The sequence below is a fragment of the Psychrobacter sp. Ps7 genome, assembly GCF_022129225.1.
Lineage (GTDB): Bacteria > Pseudomonadota > Gammaproteobacteria > Pseudomonadales > Moraxellaceae > Psychrobacter > Psychrobacter immobilis_A.
The window spans coordinates 3,608-20,683 of sequence record NZ_JADQAH010000007.1; the positions used below are offsets into that span (position 1 = coordinate 3,608).

Consider the following 17,076-nt stretch of genomic DNA (forward strand, 5'->3'; position numbering starts at 1 on the left):
TGACAGTTTGACAGTTTGACAGTTTGACAGTTTGACAGTTTGACAGTTTGACAGTTTGACAGTGAAGAAGGATAGTTTGTTATTATTTTACTTAAGCCACCTTCGGGTGGTTTTTATATTTATGACTCTCAAATCAAGCTCGAACTCCAATAGCAAACAGGACAACTACCAGTATCATCCTGCTACTTTGATGCAACTAGGGCTTGATAGAGAAGTAAACGACCACAGGGCAATTAATAAGGCATTGGAAAACAGTAATAATAAATAGCAAGCCAACACCTACCAACAAATATCATTGACACTGATTAATATGTACAAGTAAGCATCTAAAGGATTACAAAATGAGTCACTTTATTATAGACGAAGGATTTGATTACTTTTTAGAAAAATTCGGTCAACCTGATTGGCAACAACCGGTTGATCAAGCTACCTTAGATTATTATCGTGGAAAGTTACCTAGTAAACTTCTTTTTTATTGGCAGCATTTTGGTTTTTGTCGCTTTAAACAAGGGCTGTTTTGGATGGTTAATCCTGCTGATTATGAAGATGAATTAGCTATCTGGCTAGATGAAGAAATCACGCGGAAAGATAACTATTATGTGATCGCTCGTAGTGGCTTTGGCAAGCTCTACGTTTGGGGAGAAAAAACAGGTCATGCCTATACAATCACTCCGACTCGTGGTTGGGTATATCAAGAAGAAGGAGACAAAAAAGATATTGCAGAAGGGTACGCAGATAAAAAGTTAGAGCTATTTTTTGGTTTTAGTAAGCTAGATCATACAGATATATATGACAACAACGACAAACCACTATTCAAACGCTGTATCAAGAAGTTTGGTGCACTTGATTATGATGAAATGTTTGGCTTCGTTCCCGCCCTTGCGATTAGTGACAATGCTTCTATCAAAAATATAGATAAGATGAATATCTTTGTACATCTCAATCTTTTACCCGACTTGATTGAAATCCAATACATAGACTTTAAGAAGTTGGGACAAATGGCCTTCGGCGTTGAAGATTCATCAAACTTGCCTGATTTAGATAATTTGAAATGATTCATAATGACATAAGCCACCTTCGGGTGGTTTAAATACAGATACACTATCCTAGCAAGTCTTACTCATATCAATGGCGTACCTAGTAGACTCAACCTTTTAAGGCTTATGGTCGACAAAGGTGGCGACGCGCATATTGATACAGGCACTAGCGAAATTTTAGAAAAAATTAAAAAATATAGAGTAGAAGAAGCAGTACCTTAAGAAATCTAAGACACTGCTTTTTATCTAAAATACCTCCACTCTTAAGCACTCATTATTTAACTATTGTGCTTGGCTATCCAGTTTTGCATTTGCTCAATTTCAGGCTGCTGCGCGTTAATTACTTGTTGTGCCAATTGACGCATTTCTTCATTTTTGCCATACTTTAGCTGTATCTTTGCCATATCTACTGCGCCAATATGATGCGGCAACATACCGCGAGCAAATGCCATATCTGGGTTAGGGTCAGCGATACCTGCCATCATTTCACTATGCATCGTATCCATACCTTTAGCATAAGCTGTCTGCATGGCTTCAGTATCAGACGTTGGCTCAGCAGCATCAGGATGGTTGGCAAGCCAGTTCTGCATTTGCTCAATTTCAGCTTTCTGAGCGTCAATAATCTCTTGTGCCAACTGACGCATTTCTGCATCCTTACCATACTTTAGCTGAATCTCTGCCATATCAACAGCACCCATATGATGACCGAGCATTCCTTGGGCAAAGGCAGCATCGGGATCGTTGTATGCCATGCCTGCCATCATCTCATCATGCATCTTAGTCATAGAGTCGTTATACTCTCCATGCATGCCCGTCATCGCATCACCTGACATATCATGACCTACATGAGCATCCATCGCGCTAGTGTCTGTTGTAGCATTATTAACGGGAGCCGCCTCGTCTTTGACAGTAGCCTCTGTTACGTCATTCGTCGGCTGACAAGCGCTAAGCATCATCACGGCACTGACACTAACTGCAAGCATGGCAAGACGTGAATTTCTTATCATTTTCATGGTAGATCCTTAATTACGATCATTTGGTAGTTATGGTTCATATAAAAACTGGCAAATCAGCTAAGATCCACCAGTTGGAAAAATCATTTAATTTATGTACTAAGAGCAGTGTGTTTTAAGGTTATTTACTCTAATGCTTCGATCAGTGCCTGCATCTCTTGGATTTCACGTTTTTGTGCTTCGATGATGTCGTCAGCAAGTTGCTGTACTCTAGGGTCTTCTATATCGGCTCTTGAGCTGGTTAAGATCGCAATTGAATGATGCGGTATCATAGCCTGCATCCAATCCACTTGATCGACGGTTGCTTGAGATCTGACGCCCCAGATACCCACGGTAAATAGCAATACGCTAAGACCATAAATCATTAAATTGACCTTAGTTTTCTTGTACATATTGCTCATAAAGGCGAGCATAATCACTGCCATGCCTGCGCCCATATATAGCGCCATATAAGCTCTGGTCTCACTAAAATAAATATGATCCCACTCATAAGTATTGAAGTACATCATGATATACATCACCACGGTAGACGTCAGAATCATGAGGGTGAACTTTACGTAAGGGTTCATCTGTTTTTGCTCTGTATGATTCATCAGTCAGTCTCCATCAATGCTGCTATCAGTACTACAATGAGTAGCTGAAATTTAAAAAAACTATCTAAATAAAGTATTGGCTTATAGCTGCTGCTCTGCGGACTCAATCTCAGCGTATACTTGGTTTGTGCCATCTTTATTGATTTGCATAATTTGGTATGGCATAAACTTATCTTGATATTCCATACCAGGGCTACCGACAGGCATACCCGGTACCGCCAAACCAATGGCTTGCTTTGGTGGATTTTGCAAAAACTCAGCCACATACTTAGCAGGAACATGACCTTCGATGACATAACCATCACTGGTAACGGCGGTATGGCAAGAACGCATCTCAGCAGGCACGCCGTAACGCTCTTTAAATAATGACAAGTCTGCAACATCATGGGCAGTTGTCGTTAACCCATTATCTTCTGCGTGCCCTATCCATTCTTTACAACAGCCACAGTTGGCATCTTTATAGACAGTGGCTGACACGTTCTTGAGCAGGTCTGGGTTGTTGGCTGGTGTCTCTGTCACTGTTTGCTTACTCTGTATAGCGTTTGCCTCACCACTGCTGGCGTTAGCGGCATTGGCAGTAGAGGTGCTAGCATTAGAAGCATTGCTGTCAGATTGCCCACATGCTGATAATATGGCAGCGGTTAATAAGACCGCTGACCCTCGAACAAACTTAACGGTAAAAGGAATCATAGAGGCTTCTCATAGTGTTGAATATTTCATAGTATTGAATATTAAAATTAGGATGTATTGGAGCCAAACTAGCATAGCCACTCTGACAGTCAGATGACGCCAAGATGACAATTTTGTCATCTTCTAGACTGAGCATAGGTTTATTACCAGTATTCCTCTATGATTGATAACAATAGAGACATTTTATATTGATCTCATCCTAAATAATTGGCGCGAGTATGCTATGAAAGTATTGTTAGTCGAAGATGAGTTATCACTTGGCGACTACATTAAAAAAGGTTTAAGCGAGGCAGGTTTTATCGTTGAGCATAAAACCACAGGTTTAGATGGGTATCATGCTCTGATGACTGAGGACTTCAATGTCGTGGTGATGGATGTGATGCTGCCTGATGTCAGTGGTTTTGAGCTGGTCAGTAATTATCGCGCTGCTGGTAACACCATCCCTGTGTTATTTTTGACCGCAAAAGATGACCTTAGCGACCGCATAAAAGGCTTCGAGATTGGCGGTGACGACTATCTCACTAAACCTTTTGCCTTCGCTGAGCTGTTGGTCAGAATCAAAAGCTTACTACGCCGTGCCAATCAAGCAGATTACGCCAGCACAGTGCTTCAAATGGCTGATTTAAAACTGGATATCGCCAAACGTAGCGTGCATCGAGATAAGGGTTCTATCAAATTGACGGCCAAAGAATTTGCGCTATTGCAGTTTTTACTTGAGCATCAAGGCGAAGTATTGCCCCGCTCTGTCATCGCTTCACAAGTATGGGATATGAATTTTGATAGCGATACCAATGTGATTGATGTGGCGATAAGACGCTTACGAAGTAAAATCGATGATGGCTTTGAAAATAAGCTCATTCATACCGTACGCGGTATGGGCTATAAACTAGAAGCGGACAATATCGCCGTTAAAGTCAATAATGAAACTAGCATTGATATGAGTAATGAGGCTAATACGGTTTCTAAACTCAATCATGTTGAAGTGAAATAGCATGGCATATAAATCTGAGCATCGACGCTTGTCATTACTGTGGCGCACTACCCTAGTATTAACGGTGTGTGTGCTGATATCTCAAGCTTTTTTGTACATATGGATACAGCGTTCGGTTAATGATCATTTTGAACAAATGGACTCAGAGATCCTGACTCACGCTGCGTTTAATTTACGACAGTACATGACAGAGGTGACATCGGATGATCAGCGCTCTGACAACCTTTCCGACCCTGCTCATCTCGCCAATACAGCATCATCTGTGGTAGATATCTTTCGACCAGATTATGAAGTTAAAACAATTATCACTGACCATAATGGACAAGTCATCAATAGTCAGCCAAAGGATTTTATTGATAAACTCAATGACTCCCAATTGGTCGAAAAACTATGGCAGCAGCACCGCGATCAACCCTTTGACTTGCAGCTTAATCATCGTCATTATCGCGCGCTGGTCATTGAGCACTCTAATCGCTTGGCATTAATCGCGCTACCGATTGATGTGCACCATCAATACCTTGCCCAGTTTAATCACCATCTTATTCTGATACTTATTGCGATTACTTTTATCTTGGTATCAGTGGCGGCTTTTAGCGTCTATTTAGGGTTCGCTCCCTTAGCGACCATCAGTCAAAAAATGGCACGTATCAACGCCGAGCAGTTAGACGATAGAATCATCGTCTCTGAAATGCCAAGCGAGCTGCGACCCTTGGCTGACGCTTATAATGCCATGATGGATAAACTCGAACACAACTTTGCCTCATTATCACAGTTTTCAGATGACATTGCTCACGAACTGCGCACACCACTGGCAACGTTAAGCACTCAAACTCAAGTAATGCTCAGTAAACCTAGAGACCATCAAGAATATGTCGAGCAGCTACATCATCAACACGACACGCTCAAGCAACTATCCCTGCTAATTAACAATATGCTATTGCTGGCAAAAACTCAAAAAGGCCTCTACGATTCACAACGTCATCTTGTCGATACCGACTCACTGATAATTAAGCTCATCGATTATTTTGAGCTGATAGCCGAAGAGCGCGGTATCTCTTTTGAAAAAAAGGGTGCATTTGATGTGGTATTAGGGGATGAGAGCTTGTTACAAAGGCTGTTTGCCAACTTGATATCCAATGCGATTTACTACGCCGCCAGCGACAGTATCATTACTATTACTGCCGTTTCTAAGACTGCTAGCCTCATAAAACATAACGCTCACGCCCTTAGAGAAACGGTTCAGCAGCCATCGCTAAACATCACCATCACTAATCGCTTGCAGACGCCTCTAACTCAAGCGGAAGCAGATAGACTGTTTGAACGCTTTTATCGTCATCGCAAATCCAATAATCAGCATTCGGGCACAGGATTGGGATTGGCCATCGTACAAGCAATCGTCAATGCCCATAACGGCAAAGTCAGTATTACCATTAAGGATAAGTATTACTTTCAAGTTAACGTACAGTTATTAAAAGAATCATAGGGCGGGTTTGATCGAGAAATGGTCACCTTTTGGTCACCGAGCAGGTGGTCAGCAAGGAGGTGATCAGCGATTTTCAAAAGTTAGAATGTATGCAACCAAACTGATAAAGAATACACTATTGAAGATAGACTATTCCCTATCAGTTGATAAAGAAAAATAGCCACCCTTTATAGATAAAGGCTGTAAGAGGAATTTTAAACACAAAAAAACCCCAAACAAAATTATGTTTGAGGCGAAACTTGCTTAAACTCGAGAGTTTAAATTTGTTTTAGCTTTTTACTAAATATGGCGCAGCGGACGGGACTCGAACCCGCGACCCCCGGCGTGACAGGCCGGTATTCTAACCAACTGAACTACCGCTGCTTAGGTCGTCTTAGCATCTTCTCGTATTACAGAGACACTCGCTAAAAAGAGTGGTGGGTGATGACGGATTCGAACCGCCGACATTCTGCGTGTAAGGCAGACGCTCTACCAACTGAGCTAATCACCCTGAAAAGCGTTAAAAAATTGCACTGCAATTTTAGCTTCGCAATTTAAAACTCCTTAAAAGGAATTTTATAGAAAGTCTAATCTTTAAAGTTGTCACGCTTTAAGTCAGTAAAAATTCTAACAACATTGAACTTAATTAAGTCCCCTTGCTGTGGGTGTGTATTATATAGATTTACACATGGCTGTCAAACAGTATTTTCAGTTTTTTAACCTATTTTATAGGTTTTTATTTATTAATCTGACAAGCCTATGTTTTCATTGGATTTATATTTTTATAAAAAACCAATAAATTTTCAAGCATGACCCTATTTACTGGCTAATGCTTGTTCGATATCCATTTTCATGGCTTCTGGTTTGGTGGTTGGCGCATAGCGGTCAATGACCTGTCCATCTTTACCAATTAAAAACTTAGTAAAATTCCATTTGATACCCTCTGTTAATACGCCACCCTTTTGCTCTTTGAGCCAATCAAAAATAGGATGAGCGTCTTTGCCATTGACATCAACCTTCGCCATCATTGGGAAACTGACACCATAGTTCTTTTGACAAAATTCGCCAATCTCCTCATTACTGCCTGGATCTTGCCCACCAAATTGATTACAAGGGAAACCAATAACGACCAATCCTTGATTTTTATATTGCTGATATATTGCTTCTAGGCCTTCAAATTGCGGCGTAAATCCACATTTGCTCGCGGTATTGACGATTAATAACACCTTACCTTGATAATCAGCAAAGGCTTTTGCAGTACCGTCCATACGCTCAGCAGTAAAATCGTAAATCGTGCTCATCATTTGTCCTTAAATCGATTAGTTATTATTTTGATAGTCTTTTAAGCCATGCTCATTTTTCAATAACATTGAAAACGTTAATAATACTAATAACTGGCAAGGCAGCATCTCGCGCTTCCATGCCATGACTCTAAAATACTCTAAGCAATTTTTTTAACAATTACTTTTCAGATTTATCTAAATCAATAGACACAGAATTGATGCAATAGCGCATCCCCGTCGTCTCGCTTGGGCCGTCAGGGAAGACATGACCTAAATGTGCGCCGCAGTTACTACAGGTTACTTCTGTCCGCGTCATGCCAAGCGAATTATCCACATGCTCCTCAATAGCGCTGTTATCAACTCCTTGGTCAAAACTTGGCCAACCACAGCTGGCATCAAATTTATTGCTTGAGTCAAATAAGCTCGCACTGCAGCCTTTGCAGCGATAAATACCGTCATCAGTCGCATCGTTATATACGCCCGTAAATGGGCGTTCTGTACCCTTTTCACGCATCACGTGATATTCATCAGCACTCAAACGCTCTTTCCAATCAGCTTCTGTTAATTGGCTGATCTCTTCTTGGCTAAGTTGATTGTCTTGCATAATGTATCCTTAATTTGGGTATGTATTATCTCATCCATTAGCATTAGCTTTTATCTGCTATTAACTAACACTTTATCGCCATATTTTTATAAAAACGATGGGTCTTATCTATTGTTTATCCACTCAATATTCAAGGCATACATTACAAGAAAACCATCATAAGCAAGTGATAGCGTAAGGTATTGAAAAAGCTATAATAAATAAAATACAGCAAATTTTCTTAACATATCAATGAATACAGATGTAGCCATAATAATAACTCTCTGAAAGAAGTTTGATATATAGGGCGTGTCCTCAATTCAATTGCTTATCTTCTAAATGAGCTAAAAATGGCTAAATTTTGCCAAACATCGTCAAATAGCTTAGCAATATCTCAATATTATTTGCACTACTTTCCTTGTCTGACGACAATTTATCTCATTTTTATTATCATTTTTAAAATAAGGACACGCCCTAGTAGAGCAGAAATGAGGCAACGATAATACTACCAATGCAAGTTATTCTTGCATTGGTAAATACACTACCCTTAAAAACAGCTTGCATTGATACTGATAATGCAATAATATCTTGCATTAAGGCTCAATTAAAACAAATGCCTGCTTTCCTTCTCTCTATTACCAACTACTGAATAAAGGCTTGAATGATTATGGCTGATGACAAAAATAAAAGCACACAAGCCGAAAGACTGGTACAGCTACGTCGTGATAAAGGGCTGACTGCTGAACAATTAGCGCAAGCCATGACCGCAGCAGGCGCAAAAGTCAGTCGCGGGGCTATCTCAAATTGGGAGCGTGGCACCAATGGCATTGTGTCATCTAAGCTGCCAACGCTCGCACACATTTTAGGCTGCAGCGAAGGCTATCTGTTACGCGGTGAACTAAAAAACGACAGTAATAATAAAGAGGTGAGTAAGAGCGCTCATTCTCATAATAAGAATAGTCAAAATACGTCATCTGCTCAAACTGACGAGATACATGACTCCCAAGCCAATCAAACAACTACAACTCCTACTATAGATACAAACTCACAAAATAACCCTATGAGTGGTCACACTATGAACACAATAAAAAAATCGGATAAATTACAAAATGTTTGCTATGACATTCGCGGTCCGCTACTACAAACAGCCAATAAGATGGAAGCCGAAGGCAAACGTATATTAAAGCTGAACGTCGGTAACCCAGCCCCCTTTGGTCTAGAAGCCCCGCATGAGATTTTGCGCGATGTGGCGATGAACCTACCAGACGCGACCGGTTATTCCGACTCGCAAGGGATTTTTTCAGCGCGTAAAGCTGTCCTACAGTACTATCAATCAAAGGGGTTGCTATCGGCAGTTGATGTCCGTGACGTCTATTTGGGCAACGGAGTTTCTGAGCTGATTGTAATGACCATGCAGGCTTTAATGAATGATGGTGACGAAGTGCTTATCCCAATGCCAGACTACCCGCTTTGGACGGCAGCGGCGAACCTAGCTGGCGGCACAGCGGTACATTATCGCTGTAATGAAGACGATAATTGGCATCCTGATATCGAAGATATTAAATCTAAAATCACCTCTAAAACCAAAGGTATCGTGGTGATTAACCCTAATAATCCAACGGGTTCACTTTATAGTGATGAATTGCTGAAACAAATTATTGAGGTCGCTAAAGCGCATGATTTAATCATCATGGCCGATGAAATTTATGATCGTATTCTTTATGATGATATGGTACACACCCCAATGAGCACCTTGACTGATGATGTGCTGGTGCTCTCATACAATGGATTATCAAAATCGCATCGTATCGCGGGATTCCGCGCAGGTTGGATGATGGTGTCTGGCAAAAAGCACCATGCCACTGACTTTATCGAAGGCTTGGACATGTTAGCGTCTATGCGCTTGTGTTCCAACGTCCAAGGTCAATACGCTATTCAAACCGCGATGGGCGGCTATCAAAGCATGAAAGAGCTCACGTCAGAGCGTGGGCGCTTATATAAGCAGCGTGAAATGGCCGTGTCACGACTTAATGCGATCAAAGGTATCTCTTGTACCATGCCACAAGGCGCGTTTTATTGCTTTCCAAAGATGGATCCTGATGTTTACCCTATCGAAGATGATATGGCATTTATGATGGATTTGCTTGTTGAAGAAAATGTCTTAATGGTGCAAGGAACAGGCTTTAACTGGGATAAGCCCGATCATTTCCGCTTGGTATTTTTGCCAAACCTACATGATTTAGAAGATGCCATGGACCGCTTAGATCGCTTCTTTGCCAAAAAACGCAAACAATTTGGTACCGAATAGACCTTAATTTGACATAAAAAAACGCTTATCGGCATGATGCTGATAAGCGTTTTTTATTTGGAAACGTGCTTATAAATAACGTTAAATAAGACTTAATAAGCGTACGTGTTAAAAAATATTGACCAAAATAATATAACTGATTGCAGACATTGCCGCTGCTGCAGGAAGAGTAATGATCCATGCCAAACCGATAGGTTTCATCAACGCCCAATTGGTGTCTCTATTGACGATACCGATACCAAGTACCGCGCCAACTAGCGTATGCGTACTTGAGACGGGCAGACCCATGGTTGACGCGCCCATTACCACTGCAGCCGCGGCCAATTCAGCTGAAAAACCAGAAGCGGGATGCATTTTTGCCAAATTTGTACCAACCGTTTGAATGACTTCTTTACCAATGAACCAAAGACCAACGATAAGCGCAACACCAAAGGTCAGCATAACCGCAGGCGGTACAGCGGCTTCAGTCGCAATGCTATTGGTACGGATAACATCCATAATCGCAGCAAAAGGGCCTACTGCATTGGCAATATCGTTTGAGCCATGGCTAAAGGCAAAAGCAGAGGCGGTAAAGACTTGCATCCAGCTAAACATAATAAACGTCGCTTTGGTCAAATCCTCTTTATGTTTACCGCGGATACTCTTGGTATAGATAAAGGTCGCAAGCCACACCAGCGCCGCGATCATACCCATGATTAAAAAGCCTTGCAGCGTCGTCATGCCATTATTGACATTCTTTAGACCCTTAAAGATGACCAAAGAGGCCATGACCGCGCCGCCTGCTGCCGCAATGATAGGAACCCATTGCTTCAACGCTTTTAGCGTATCAAGGTTGCTGCGTTCATTTTCAATCTCATAAAGCTGTTTATAGTAGTCAGTCTCTAAATCTTCAACATCGCAATCATCATCTTTATAGATTTCTTGATCACGTAACATCGCTGACGTATAGGCCAGCTGTTCTGATTCTGTTAAACCGTCCAAAAATTCTTTGTGGTTTTGTTTTAAGGTTTTTTTGTCGCCTTTCAAAGTCGCAATGTGCGCCTCTGTTCTATCATTATATTCAATGATGTTTTTCTTAATCTGTCCATATAATACATAGGACAAAACGCCGCCCAATAGCGGTGACAATACCCAAGAAATCGCGATGGTGCCTATCGTACTCCAATTCACCGTTGATAATGCCATTTCAGTACCACCTAACGTGATACCTAATACAACAGAGCTACCAACAACGCCGCCAATAATAGCGTGCGTGGTCGAAACGGGCAGACCTTTTTTAGTGGCAAATAACAGCCAAAATGCGGCAGCGATGAGCGCTGACAGCATGACATAAATGAATTGGTTGGGCGTTACTGAAAGACCATCTAAATCGACAATGCCGCTTCGAATGGTATCGGTGACTTCACCACCTGCCAGTACGGCTCCGGACACTTCAAATATCGCTGCGATACCCAGCGCTTGCGGGATAGTCAACGTCCCTGCACCCACTGAGGTACCAAAGGAGTTGGCGACATCGTTACCACCAATATTGAATGCCATAAAGACACCAAAAGCGGTGGCCACAATAAATAGCGTCGTCTGTTGACGCATCGTGTAATCTAGACCCCACCACAAAAAGTAGGAGGTCATCGCAATCAGTAAAATGGCAAAAAATAGATTTATTCTCATAGAACCGACTGATTTGGCTGGCTCTGTAGAACTGTTGCTAATACCCATACGTTGATACGTCCTGCGTAAGCTGATTGAAATTATAGGCGGTTGATGACATTGCGCGGCTATTAATAATGCTCGTGATAGCTTCTGACATTAATATAACGTATATGAAACGCGCAATATGCTTGCTAAAAAACGGTTTTTCTTACTGCTATCTTGGTGCTCTACCCTAACGCTTATCTTTTATTTACTCGTATTTTATTTTACGTAAAGGCAGTAAATAAGGTAAAACACATCACTCAATATGTCACAAAGCCGCAAGGAATATTGCCAAATCGTCTGATTACAGCAGCTTGCGGCTTAGAGATGTCGTAGTAATAATTTTGGTGCTAATAACTGCTATTGTAAGAACCTTTGCCAAACTTATTAACCAGAGTGATTAAAATGTCTGTGTCAAAGGGTAAAAACACTCTACTCACTCAGTGAGTTTCGTGCACAGCAGGAGCTATTACGCGCCTATTATATTAAATATAAGCGCATAATGCATGATGATATTGCAAGATTTGTAACTGCCAGCATATGTGTTAGAAAACATCCTGCTGTAACGCCGCATTATACTCTCTTTCCCTGAATTTATTTAACGTTAAATATATAATAATGACCAATCACATATCAGCTGCCACACACCGCTGATAGTTGCTTAATCGCATGATCTAAAACATCCAAACGTGCTTGACGCTTCTCATTGGTCGCGATGACGCACCACGGTGCGTACTCTGTATCGGTACGTGCCAGCATATCCGCCGCAGACTGCACATAATCTGACCATTTATCACGGTTGCGCCAGTCATCGTCCGTCAGCTTAAACTGCTTGTGCGGTGTCTCCTGACGTGCCTCAAAACGTTTAAGCTGTTCTTTTTTATCGATAGCCAACCAGTATTTGATAACGATTGTCCCCGCCGCGGCTAAATCCGCCTCAAAACGATTGATTTCATCGTAAGCACGCTGCCATTCCTCATCCGTGGCAAAACCCTCAATGCGCTCAACCAAAACGCGCCCATACCAAGTCCGATCAAAAATGGCAATACGGCTAATACGGTCGGTTTGCTCGTTCGGAAGTTTGGTCCAAAAACGCCATAGATAAGGATGTTGCAGCTCATACAGCATTGGCGCACTGATATTATAAATTTGATACTCGCGTGGGTCGAGCGGCGCAACCAACCTTTTAATCGCGCCACCTTTGCCAGCAGCGTCCATTCCTTCAAAGGCAAAAACGATATGACGCCCTTTGCGCGCACGCAGCAACTGGGCAAGGCGAACTTGTTTTTCTACCAACGCATCACGGTAGTCCGACTTATCAATCTCTGCATCATCGATATCTTTTAAAAATTTAGGAATTTTTACGGGTTCAAACTTTGCTGATTTGAGTGCTTGCTGAGCTTGCTTCTTAGCCTTCGATTTATTAGAGGTTTGTACTGTATTTATTTTACTACTCATTAGCGCGGTTTGCATCGCTTGTAGCACTTCATGGCAAAAATGGTCAGCCGCATCTGACTTGTCATCACCATCAATGATGATCCAATCATCTTGCTGGCGTAGCAGAACGGTAGCCACTTGATTAAAGGTTTCGATAACTTTTTTACTATTCCAGTCAATTTGGTATAAAAACTGCGGATCGGCTTCATCGTCATTCAGTCGCGCTTGCAACGTTTCGATATCGACATGGAACCAGCATTTAAGCAGTCGGGTTTGATTGGCAGCGAGGTCCTGTTCGAACGCTTGTAGTTTAATAAGCTGCTGCTGTAAATATGCTTGCCATTGCGCAATCGGTAACGCTTTGTCCTTGTCAGACTTGTCATTGTCAGGCTTTGTGCGTTTTGATTTTAGATTTTTTGACTGTTCCTTATTATCACTATCATTATCATTGTCTGACGTTGCCATACGCATGACGTTATAAAGCAAGTCAGCATACCAGTTGCCAAAATGAACCATCACATCGCCATGACGGGGTAACGCCTTGGTATGTGCCTGCCAAATCGGCTGATATGCTAAGGGACAATCACCAACGGTTGCCTCAACTTTAAGTAGTCGAGGATCTACCCATTGGCGCAATTGCTTGACAGCGGTACCCTTGCCTGCCTGCTCCATACCATTGACCAATACCAATAGCCCTGTTGGTTTATTGAGGATTGGCGGCGTCTGTTGCCGCGTTGCTCGTAGAGCATATTGGGCCGTGACCAGTGCCAATCTCAGTGCATCTTTGTCCATAGAAAACTGGCTCAGGGGATTGGGGGTTAGGCGCTCATCGACAATTTGCTCACTAAATTGTGTACTTAGCGCTTGTGGTGCGGTGGATTCAGTCGTCTTATTATTTTTGCTCATAACTGTCATCATCCTATGATTGAAAGCGTATTAGCGTCATCATAGCATTGCAGCAATTCGGTAAATAACGCTGCTATGTAACAGTTTGACATTTGTATTCTGCTTTATTTTCTTTTAAGGTGAACACAATCTCAGACACATGCTGTAATCACGCTCTATAAATACAAAAACCAAAAATATAAAACACGGTTTATCCTGAGCTTTTTATTCGCAACCTTTTAATCCTCTTTACTTTTATGCAGGTTTACTGACCATGGCCTCTTTAGCCGACTTACAACAACATTTGAACCGTTTTTGGGCACTGCCTTATCATGAAGATTTGGCATTAAACGATAAACTTAGCGAGGTGCAAGCTTGGCAACGAGATCGTATTCAGAACACTCATAAAACCTTATTTGAACAACCTCAAAATCAGCTGATGGCAGATTATTTTTTGACACAATTGTATGGCGGCGATGAGTTTAAATTGCTGGCCAGACAGTTAGAACGTATTGTGCCTAAAGCGCAAAAAGTTGAACGTTTTGCGCCAGCAGCGGCTTTAGAGACTGGCAGCATGGCAATACAAGCAGCTATCTTAGCGATAGAGCTAGATTTACATTTAGCAGAATGGCTATTGGCCCAAGATTTAGCCGTTAACGAAGACAGCATGCTGAACGCCTATCGTGCGGTCAATGAAGCCGACACCAGACGTATCCAAATTGGTCACTTAAAAGAGGTGTGCTATCGTACTGATAAATATATAAACTCTTTTATGTTGCAAAAAGCCTTTGCCTTAGCAAAAGGCACCGCCTACCGTTACAACTATCAGCCTTTGTATGAATTTATCGATTCAGGCTTTAAAGCGATGAAACCACTAAAAAGTGTCAGCGGCTTTATTGAACCATTTTGTGAGCGTGAGCTTGAGATTATTGACCGTGTTCATGAGACGGATAATGGCGGTAAGCCAATGACGTTTGGTGTATGATAGACGCATCATTTGCTTGGTTAGCTGCTATTTTATACCTTGCAAACCAATAATCATAAAAGTGAATAACAGGATAATGCTATGACCGATAACACCCATAATAACAACACGCATCTCAATCAAAAGCCTACCATCAATGGTCATTTACAAGATAAATTGGTCAGAGATAGCATCACCCACAATCAAAATATTACGGCACAAGTGCAAGCACGTCAAAGCTATGAAACTAATACCACGCTTAATATGGGGATTGATGCTGGCATCGAAAACAGCAAGAGAAATGACTTTACACAAGTCCAAGACCTACCAACGGGAACGCCACAAGGCCAACAAACCACTATGCCAAACCATACTACCAGCAACAACGCCAATAACAACACTGTAGACAATGCATCTGCACAAATACAAACCGCCAAACAAACACTTTTTAATCAGCGTGATGACATCAATAATCCGCATACGCCTGATACTGACGGTAATGAAGAAACGCATTTTGGCTACAAGACTGTAAATAAAGCTGAAAAACAAGCACGCGTTGCGGACGTATTTACCTCAGTTGCCAAAAAATACGACATCATGAACGACTTAATGTCATTTGGTATCCATCGTCTATGGAAGCGTTATGCCATTAGCTTATCAGGTGTGCGTGCGGGTCAACATGTGCTTGATATCGCTGGTGGTACAGGTGATTTAGCCAAAGTATTTAGTCGTGAAGTCGGTAGAAATGGCCATGTGGTGTTATCAGATATCAATGCCGCCATGTTAGAAGTCGGTCGTGAACGCTTAATCAATGCTGGCTGCAACAACGTCGATTTTGTACTTGCCAATGCAGAAACACTCGCGCCATTTGATGACAATAGCTTTGATTTGGTCACTATCAGCTTTGGTCTACGTAATGTCACGGACAAAGACGCAGCGCTCAAATCGATGTACCGTGTGCTTAAGCCAGGTGGACGTTTATTAATTTTGGAGTTCTCAAAACCTGTATTTGAGCCATTGTCTAAAGCCTATGATTTATACTCATTTACCGCCTTACCTATTATGGGCAAGCTGATTGCCAATGATTCTGAGAGTTATCAATATTTGGCCGAATCGATTCGTATGCATCCTGATCAACAGACGTTGAAACAAATGATGCAGCAAGCGGGCTTTGAAAATTGTGATTATCATAACTTGACGGCTGGTATTGTCGCTGTCCATCGCGGCTTTAAAGCGTAATATTAAGTTAAAAACTATCGTAATAGACATGCCATCACGTAAAGTGGTGGCAACTGACCTTTACAAATGATGCGCTCTTTTCAGGCGCTCAACTGACTATGCGAGAGCCTTATGCTGACTGTTCTACTTTTGGCGGGTGCCGAAAAGCTGATTAACCTTGCTATTGCTAGTGATGAAATTACCAAATCAGGATTGGCACCGCTTGCTGGCAAAGTGTTGCGACTCAATATGGCCATGCCTGAGATTCGTTTGGATATTTTATTCACTCATGAGCGTTTGCGTTTTGAGCCGGTGACAACCGAGAGTGTGTTTGAGCAAAGTGGCGCGATGAACGAGCACCAACAAGCCAGTATGGAGCGCGCACGGATTGGTCATAGTCGCCCAGACTGTACCATTACTGTAGATAACCCAGCGCAACTGCTGAATCTGATGCGTGGTGCCGAAGGCAATTTACCTATCGCGGGTGATTACAAGGTACTAATGCAGCTCAAACAACTGGTCGCAGGTTTCGATCCAGATGTTGCAGGACAGCTTGAGCCATTTATTGGTAAGCCGATGGCCAGTCAGTTACATCTACTTATATCACAGCTAAAAGGTAACTGGCGTCATAGTGCCAAACGCGCTTTTGACGATGTCAGCGACTGGGCTAATGAGGTAGCAGGTAATAGTGCTCCTGATCCTACCGAGACAGCAGAAGTAAACGATCTTAAGCAGCAACTGTTAAAGCTGCGGGCTGATGTCGAACGTGAAGAGGCCAAACTTGCTGCTATCAAAGATGAACAGGCACGATTTCTCAATAACTCGTTTCATCAATAACTGTTGTCGTCGATGATCGCTAAATTCTATTATCGATAGCGCTTTTTATAGATAAGTGCAATTTATAGATAAGTGCAATTTAT

General features: G+C 41.9%; 14 protein-coding genes and 2 tRNA genes. 7 read left to right on the forward strand and 9 right to left on the reverse strand.

Features of this window, described 5'->3' with window-relative positions; translation table 11 throughout:
• Positions 1-341 precede the first annotated feature (341 nt).
• Positions 342-1,055, forward strand: coding sequence for a GAD-like domain-containing protein (locus I3257_RS04045; RefSeq protein ID WP_238048893.1), 714 nt, complete (start codon positions 342-344; stop codon positions 1,053-1,055).
• Between the two features lie 260 nt (positions 1,056-1,315).
• Here I3257_RS04045 and I3257_RS04050 read toward each other — a convergent pair whose 3' ends face one another.
• From I3257_RS04050 to I3257_RS04060, 3 genes are all read right to left on the reverse strand, one after another.
• Entirely contained in the window at positions 1,316-2,050 is a 735-nt protein-coding gene (locus I3257_RS04050) for a DUF305 domain-containing protein (protein WP_238048894.1), read from the reverse strand.
• 125 nt (positions 2,051-2,175) lie between these two features.
• Entirely contained in the window at positions 2,176-2,643 is a 468-nt protein-coding gene (locus I3257_RS04055; protein ID WP_109589211.1) for a DUF305 domain-containing protein, read from the reverse strand.
• Between the two features lie 81 nt (positions 2,644-2,724).
• Positions 2,725-3,333 (reverse strand): DUF411 domain-containing protein, encoded by a 609-nt coding sequence (locus I3257_RS04060; RefSeq protein ID WP_238048895.1) that lies wholly within the window; start codon positions 3,331-3,333, stop codon positions 2,725-2,727.
• A gap of 223 nt (positions 3,334-3,556) precedes the next feature.
• On the opposite strand from I3257_RS04060, the gene I3257_RS04065 reads away from it, so the two are divergent.
• Positions 3,557-4,324, forward strand: a complete 768-nt coding sequence (locus I3257_RS04065) for a heavy metal response regulator transcription factor (RefSeq protein ID WP_238048896.1) — start codon at positions 3,557-3,559, stop codon at positions 4,322-4,324.
• Between the two features lies 1 nt (position 4,325).
• Positions 4,326-5,807, forward strand: coding sequence for an ATP-binding protein (locus I3257_RS04070; protein ID WP_238048897.1), 1,482 nt, complete (start codon positions 4,326-4,328; stop codon positions 5,805-5,807).
• A gap of 286 nt (positions 5,808-6,093) precedes the next feature.
• Here I3257_RS04070 and I3257_RS04075 read toward each other — a convergent pair.
• From I3257_RS04075 to msrB, 4 genes are all read right to left on the reverse strand, one after another.
• Positions 6,094-6,170 (reverse strand) — tRNA-Asp (locus I3257_RS04075).
• Between the two features lie 51 nt (positions 6,171-6,221).
• Positions 6,222-6,297, reverse strand: a tRNA-Val gene (locus tag I3257_RS04080).
• A 304-nt stretch (positions 6,298-6,601) separates the two neighbouring features.
• Positions 6,602-7,087 carry a glutathione peroxidase gene (locus I3257_RS04085; RefSeq protein WP_055123816.1) on the reverse strand — a complete coding sequence of 162 codons (486 nt, stop codon included), beginning with the start codon at positions 7,085-7,087 and terminating at the stop codon, positions 6,602-6,604.
• 160 nt (positions 7,088-7,247) lie between these two features.
• Positions 7,248-7,673, reverse strand: coding sequence for a peptide-methionine (R)-S-oxide reductase MsrB (gene msrB / locus I3257_RS04090; protein WP_238048898.1), 426 nt, complete (start codon positions 7,671-7,673; stop codon positions 7,248-7,250).
• A 640-nt stretch (positions 7,674-8,313) separates the two neighbouring features.
• Here msrB and I3257_RS04095 point away from each other — a divergent pair.
• The gene (locus tag I3257_RS04095; protein WP_238048899.1) at positions 8,314-9,960 is read left to right on the forward strand and encodes an aminotransferase class I/II-fold pyridoxal phosphate-dependent enzyme; all 1,647 of its coding nucleotides are present in this window, start codon (positions 8,314-8,316) and stop codon (positions 9,958-9,960) included.
• Between the two features lie 108 nt (positions 9,961-10,068).
• Here I3257_RS04095 and I3257_RS04100 read toward each other — a convergent pair whose 3' ends face one another.
• On the reverse strand, positions 10,069-11,676 hold the full coding sequence (locus I3257_RS04100; RefSeq protein WP_060491510.1) for an inorganic phosphate transporter: 1,608 nt from the start codon (positions 11,674-11,676) through the stop codon (positions 10,069-10,071).
• 609 nt (positions 11,677-12,285) lie between these two features.
• Complete coding sequence (locus I3257_RS04105) at positions 12,286-13,995, reverse strand: ATPase (protein WP_238048900.1); 1,710 nt, start codon at positions 13,993-13,995, stop codon at positions 12,286-12,288.
• Positions 13,996-14,248: 253 nt separating this feature from the next.
• On the opposite strand from I3257_RS04105, the gene I3257_RS04110 reads away from it, so the two are divergent.
• From I3257_RS04110 to I3257_RS04120, 3 genes are all read left to right on the forward strand, one after another.
• Positions 14,249-14,959, forward strand: a complete 711-nt coding sequence (locus I3257_RS04110; protein ID WP_060491512.1) for a hypothetical protein — start codon at positions 14,249-14,251, stop codon at positions 14,957-14,959.
• An 81-nt stretch (positions 14,960-15,040) separates the two neighbouring features.
• The gene (ubiE, locus tag I3257_RS04115; RefSeq protein ID WP_087815479.1) at positions 15,041-16,177 is read left to right on the forward strand and encodes a bifunctional demethylmenaquinone methyltransferase/2-methoxy-6-polyprenyl-1,4-benzoquinol methylase UbiE; all 1,137 of its coding nucleotides are present in this window, start codon (positions 15,041-15,043) and stop codon (positions 16,175-16,177) included.
• Between the two features lie 111 nt (positions 16,178-16,288).
• Positions 16,289-16,993, forward strand: a complete 705-nt coding sequence (locus I3257_RS04120; protein WP_238048901.1) for a hypothetical protein — start codon at positions 16,289-16,291, stop codon at positions 16,991-16,993.
• Positions 16,994-17,076: the final 83 nt, after the last annotated feature.

What these genes read in the sequence shown, in the direction of transcription:
- I3257_RS04085 (WP_055123816.1), bottom strand. Translation starts at nt 7,087, where the DNA reads ATGAGCACGATTTACGATTTTACTGCTGAGCGTATGGACGGTACTGCA.
- ubiE (WP_087815479.1), top strand. Translation starts at nt 15,041, where the DNA reads ATGACCGATAACACCCATAATAACAACACGCATCTCAATCAAAAGCCT.
- I3257_RS04060 (WP_238048895.1), bottom strand. Translation starts at nt 3,333, where the DNA reads ATGATTCCTTTTACCGTTAAGTTTGTTCGAGGGTCAGCGGTCTTATTA.
- I3257_RS04070 (WP_238048897.1), top strand. Translation starts at nt 4,326, where the DNA reads ATGGCATATAAATCTGAGCATCGACGCTTGTCATTACTGTGGCGCACT.
- I3257_RS04045 (WP_238048893.1), top strand. Translation starts at nt 342, where the DNA reads ATGAGTCACTTTATTATAGACGAAGGATTTGATTACTTTTTAGAAAAA.
- I3257_RS04120 (WP_238048901.1), top strand. Translation starts at nt 16,289, where the DNA reads ATGCTGACTGTTCTACTTTTGGCGGGTGCCGAAAAGCTGATTAACCTT.
- I3257_RS04065 (WP_238048896.1), top strand. Translation starts at nt 3,557, where the DNA reads ATGAAAGTATTGTTAGTCGAAGATGAGTTATCACTTGGCGACTACATT.
- msrB (WP_238048898.1), bottom strand. Translation starts at nt 7,673, where the DNA reads ATGCAAGACAATCAACTTAGCCAAGAAGAGATCAGCCAATTAACAGAA.
- I3257_RS04050 (WP_238048894.1), bottom strand. Translation starts at nt 2,050, where the DNA reads ATGAAAATGATAAGAAATTCACGTCTTGCCATGCTTGCAGTTAGTGTC.
- I3257_RS04110 (WP_060491512.1), top strand. Translation starts at nt 14,249, where the DNA reads ATGGCCTCTTTAGCCGACTTACAACAACATTTGAACCGTTTTTGGGCA.
- I3257_RS04105 (WP_238048900.1), bottom strand. Translation starts at nt 13,995, where the DNA reads ATGAGCAAAAATAATAAGACGACTGAATCCACCGCACCACAAGCGCTA.
- I3257_RS04095 (WP_238048899.1), top strand. Translation starts at nt 8,314, where the DNA reads ATGATTATGGCTGATGACAAAAATAAAAGCACACAAGCCGAAAGACTG.
- I3257_RS04100 (WP_060491510.1), bottom strand. Translation starts at nt 11,676, where the DNA reads ATGGGTATTAGCAACAGTTCTACAGAGCCAGCCAAATCAGTCGGTTCT.
- I3257_RS04055 (WP_109589211.1), bottom strand. Translation starts at nt 2,643, where the DNA reads ATGAATCATACAGAGCAAAAACAGATGAACCCTTACGTAAAGTTCACC.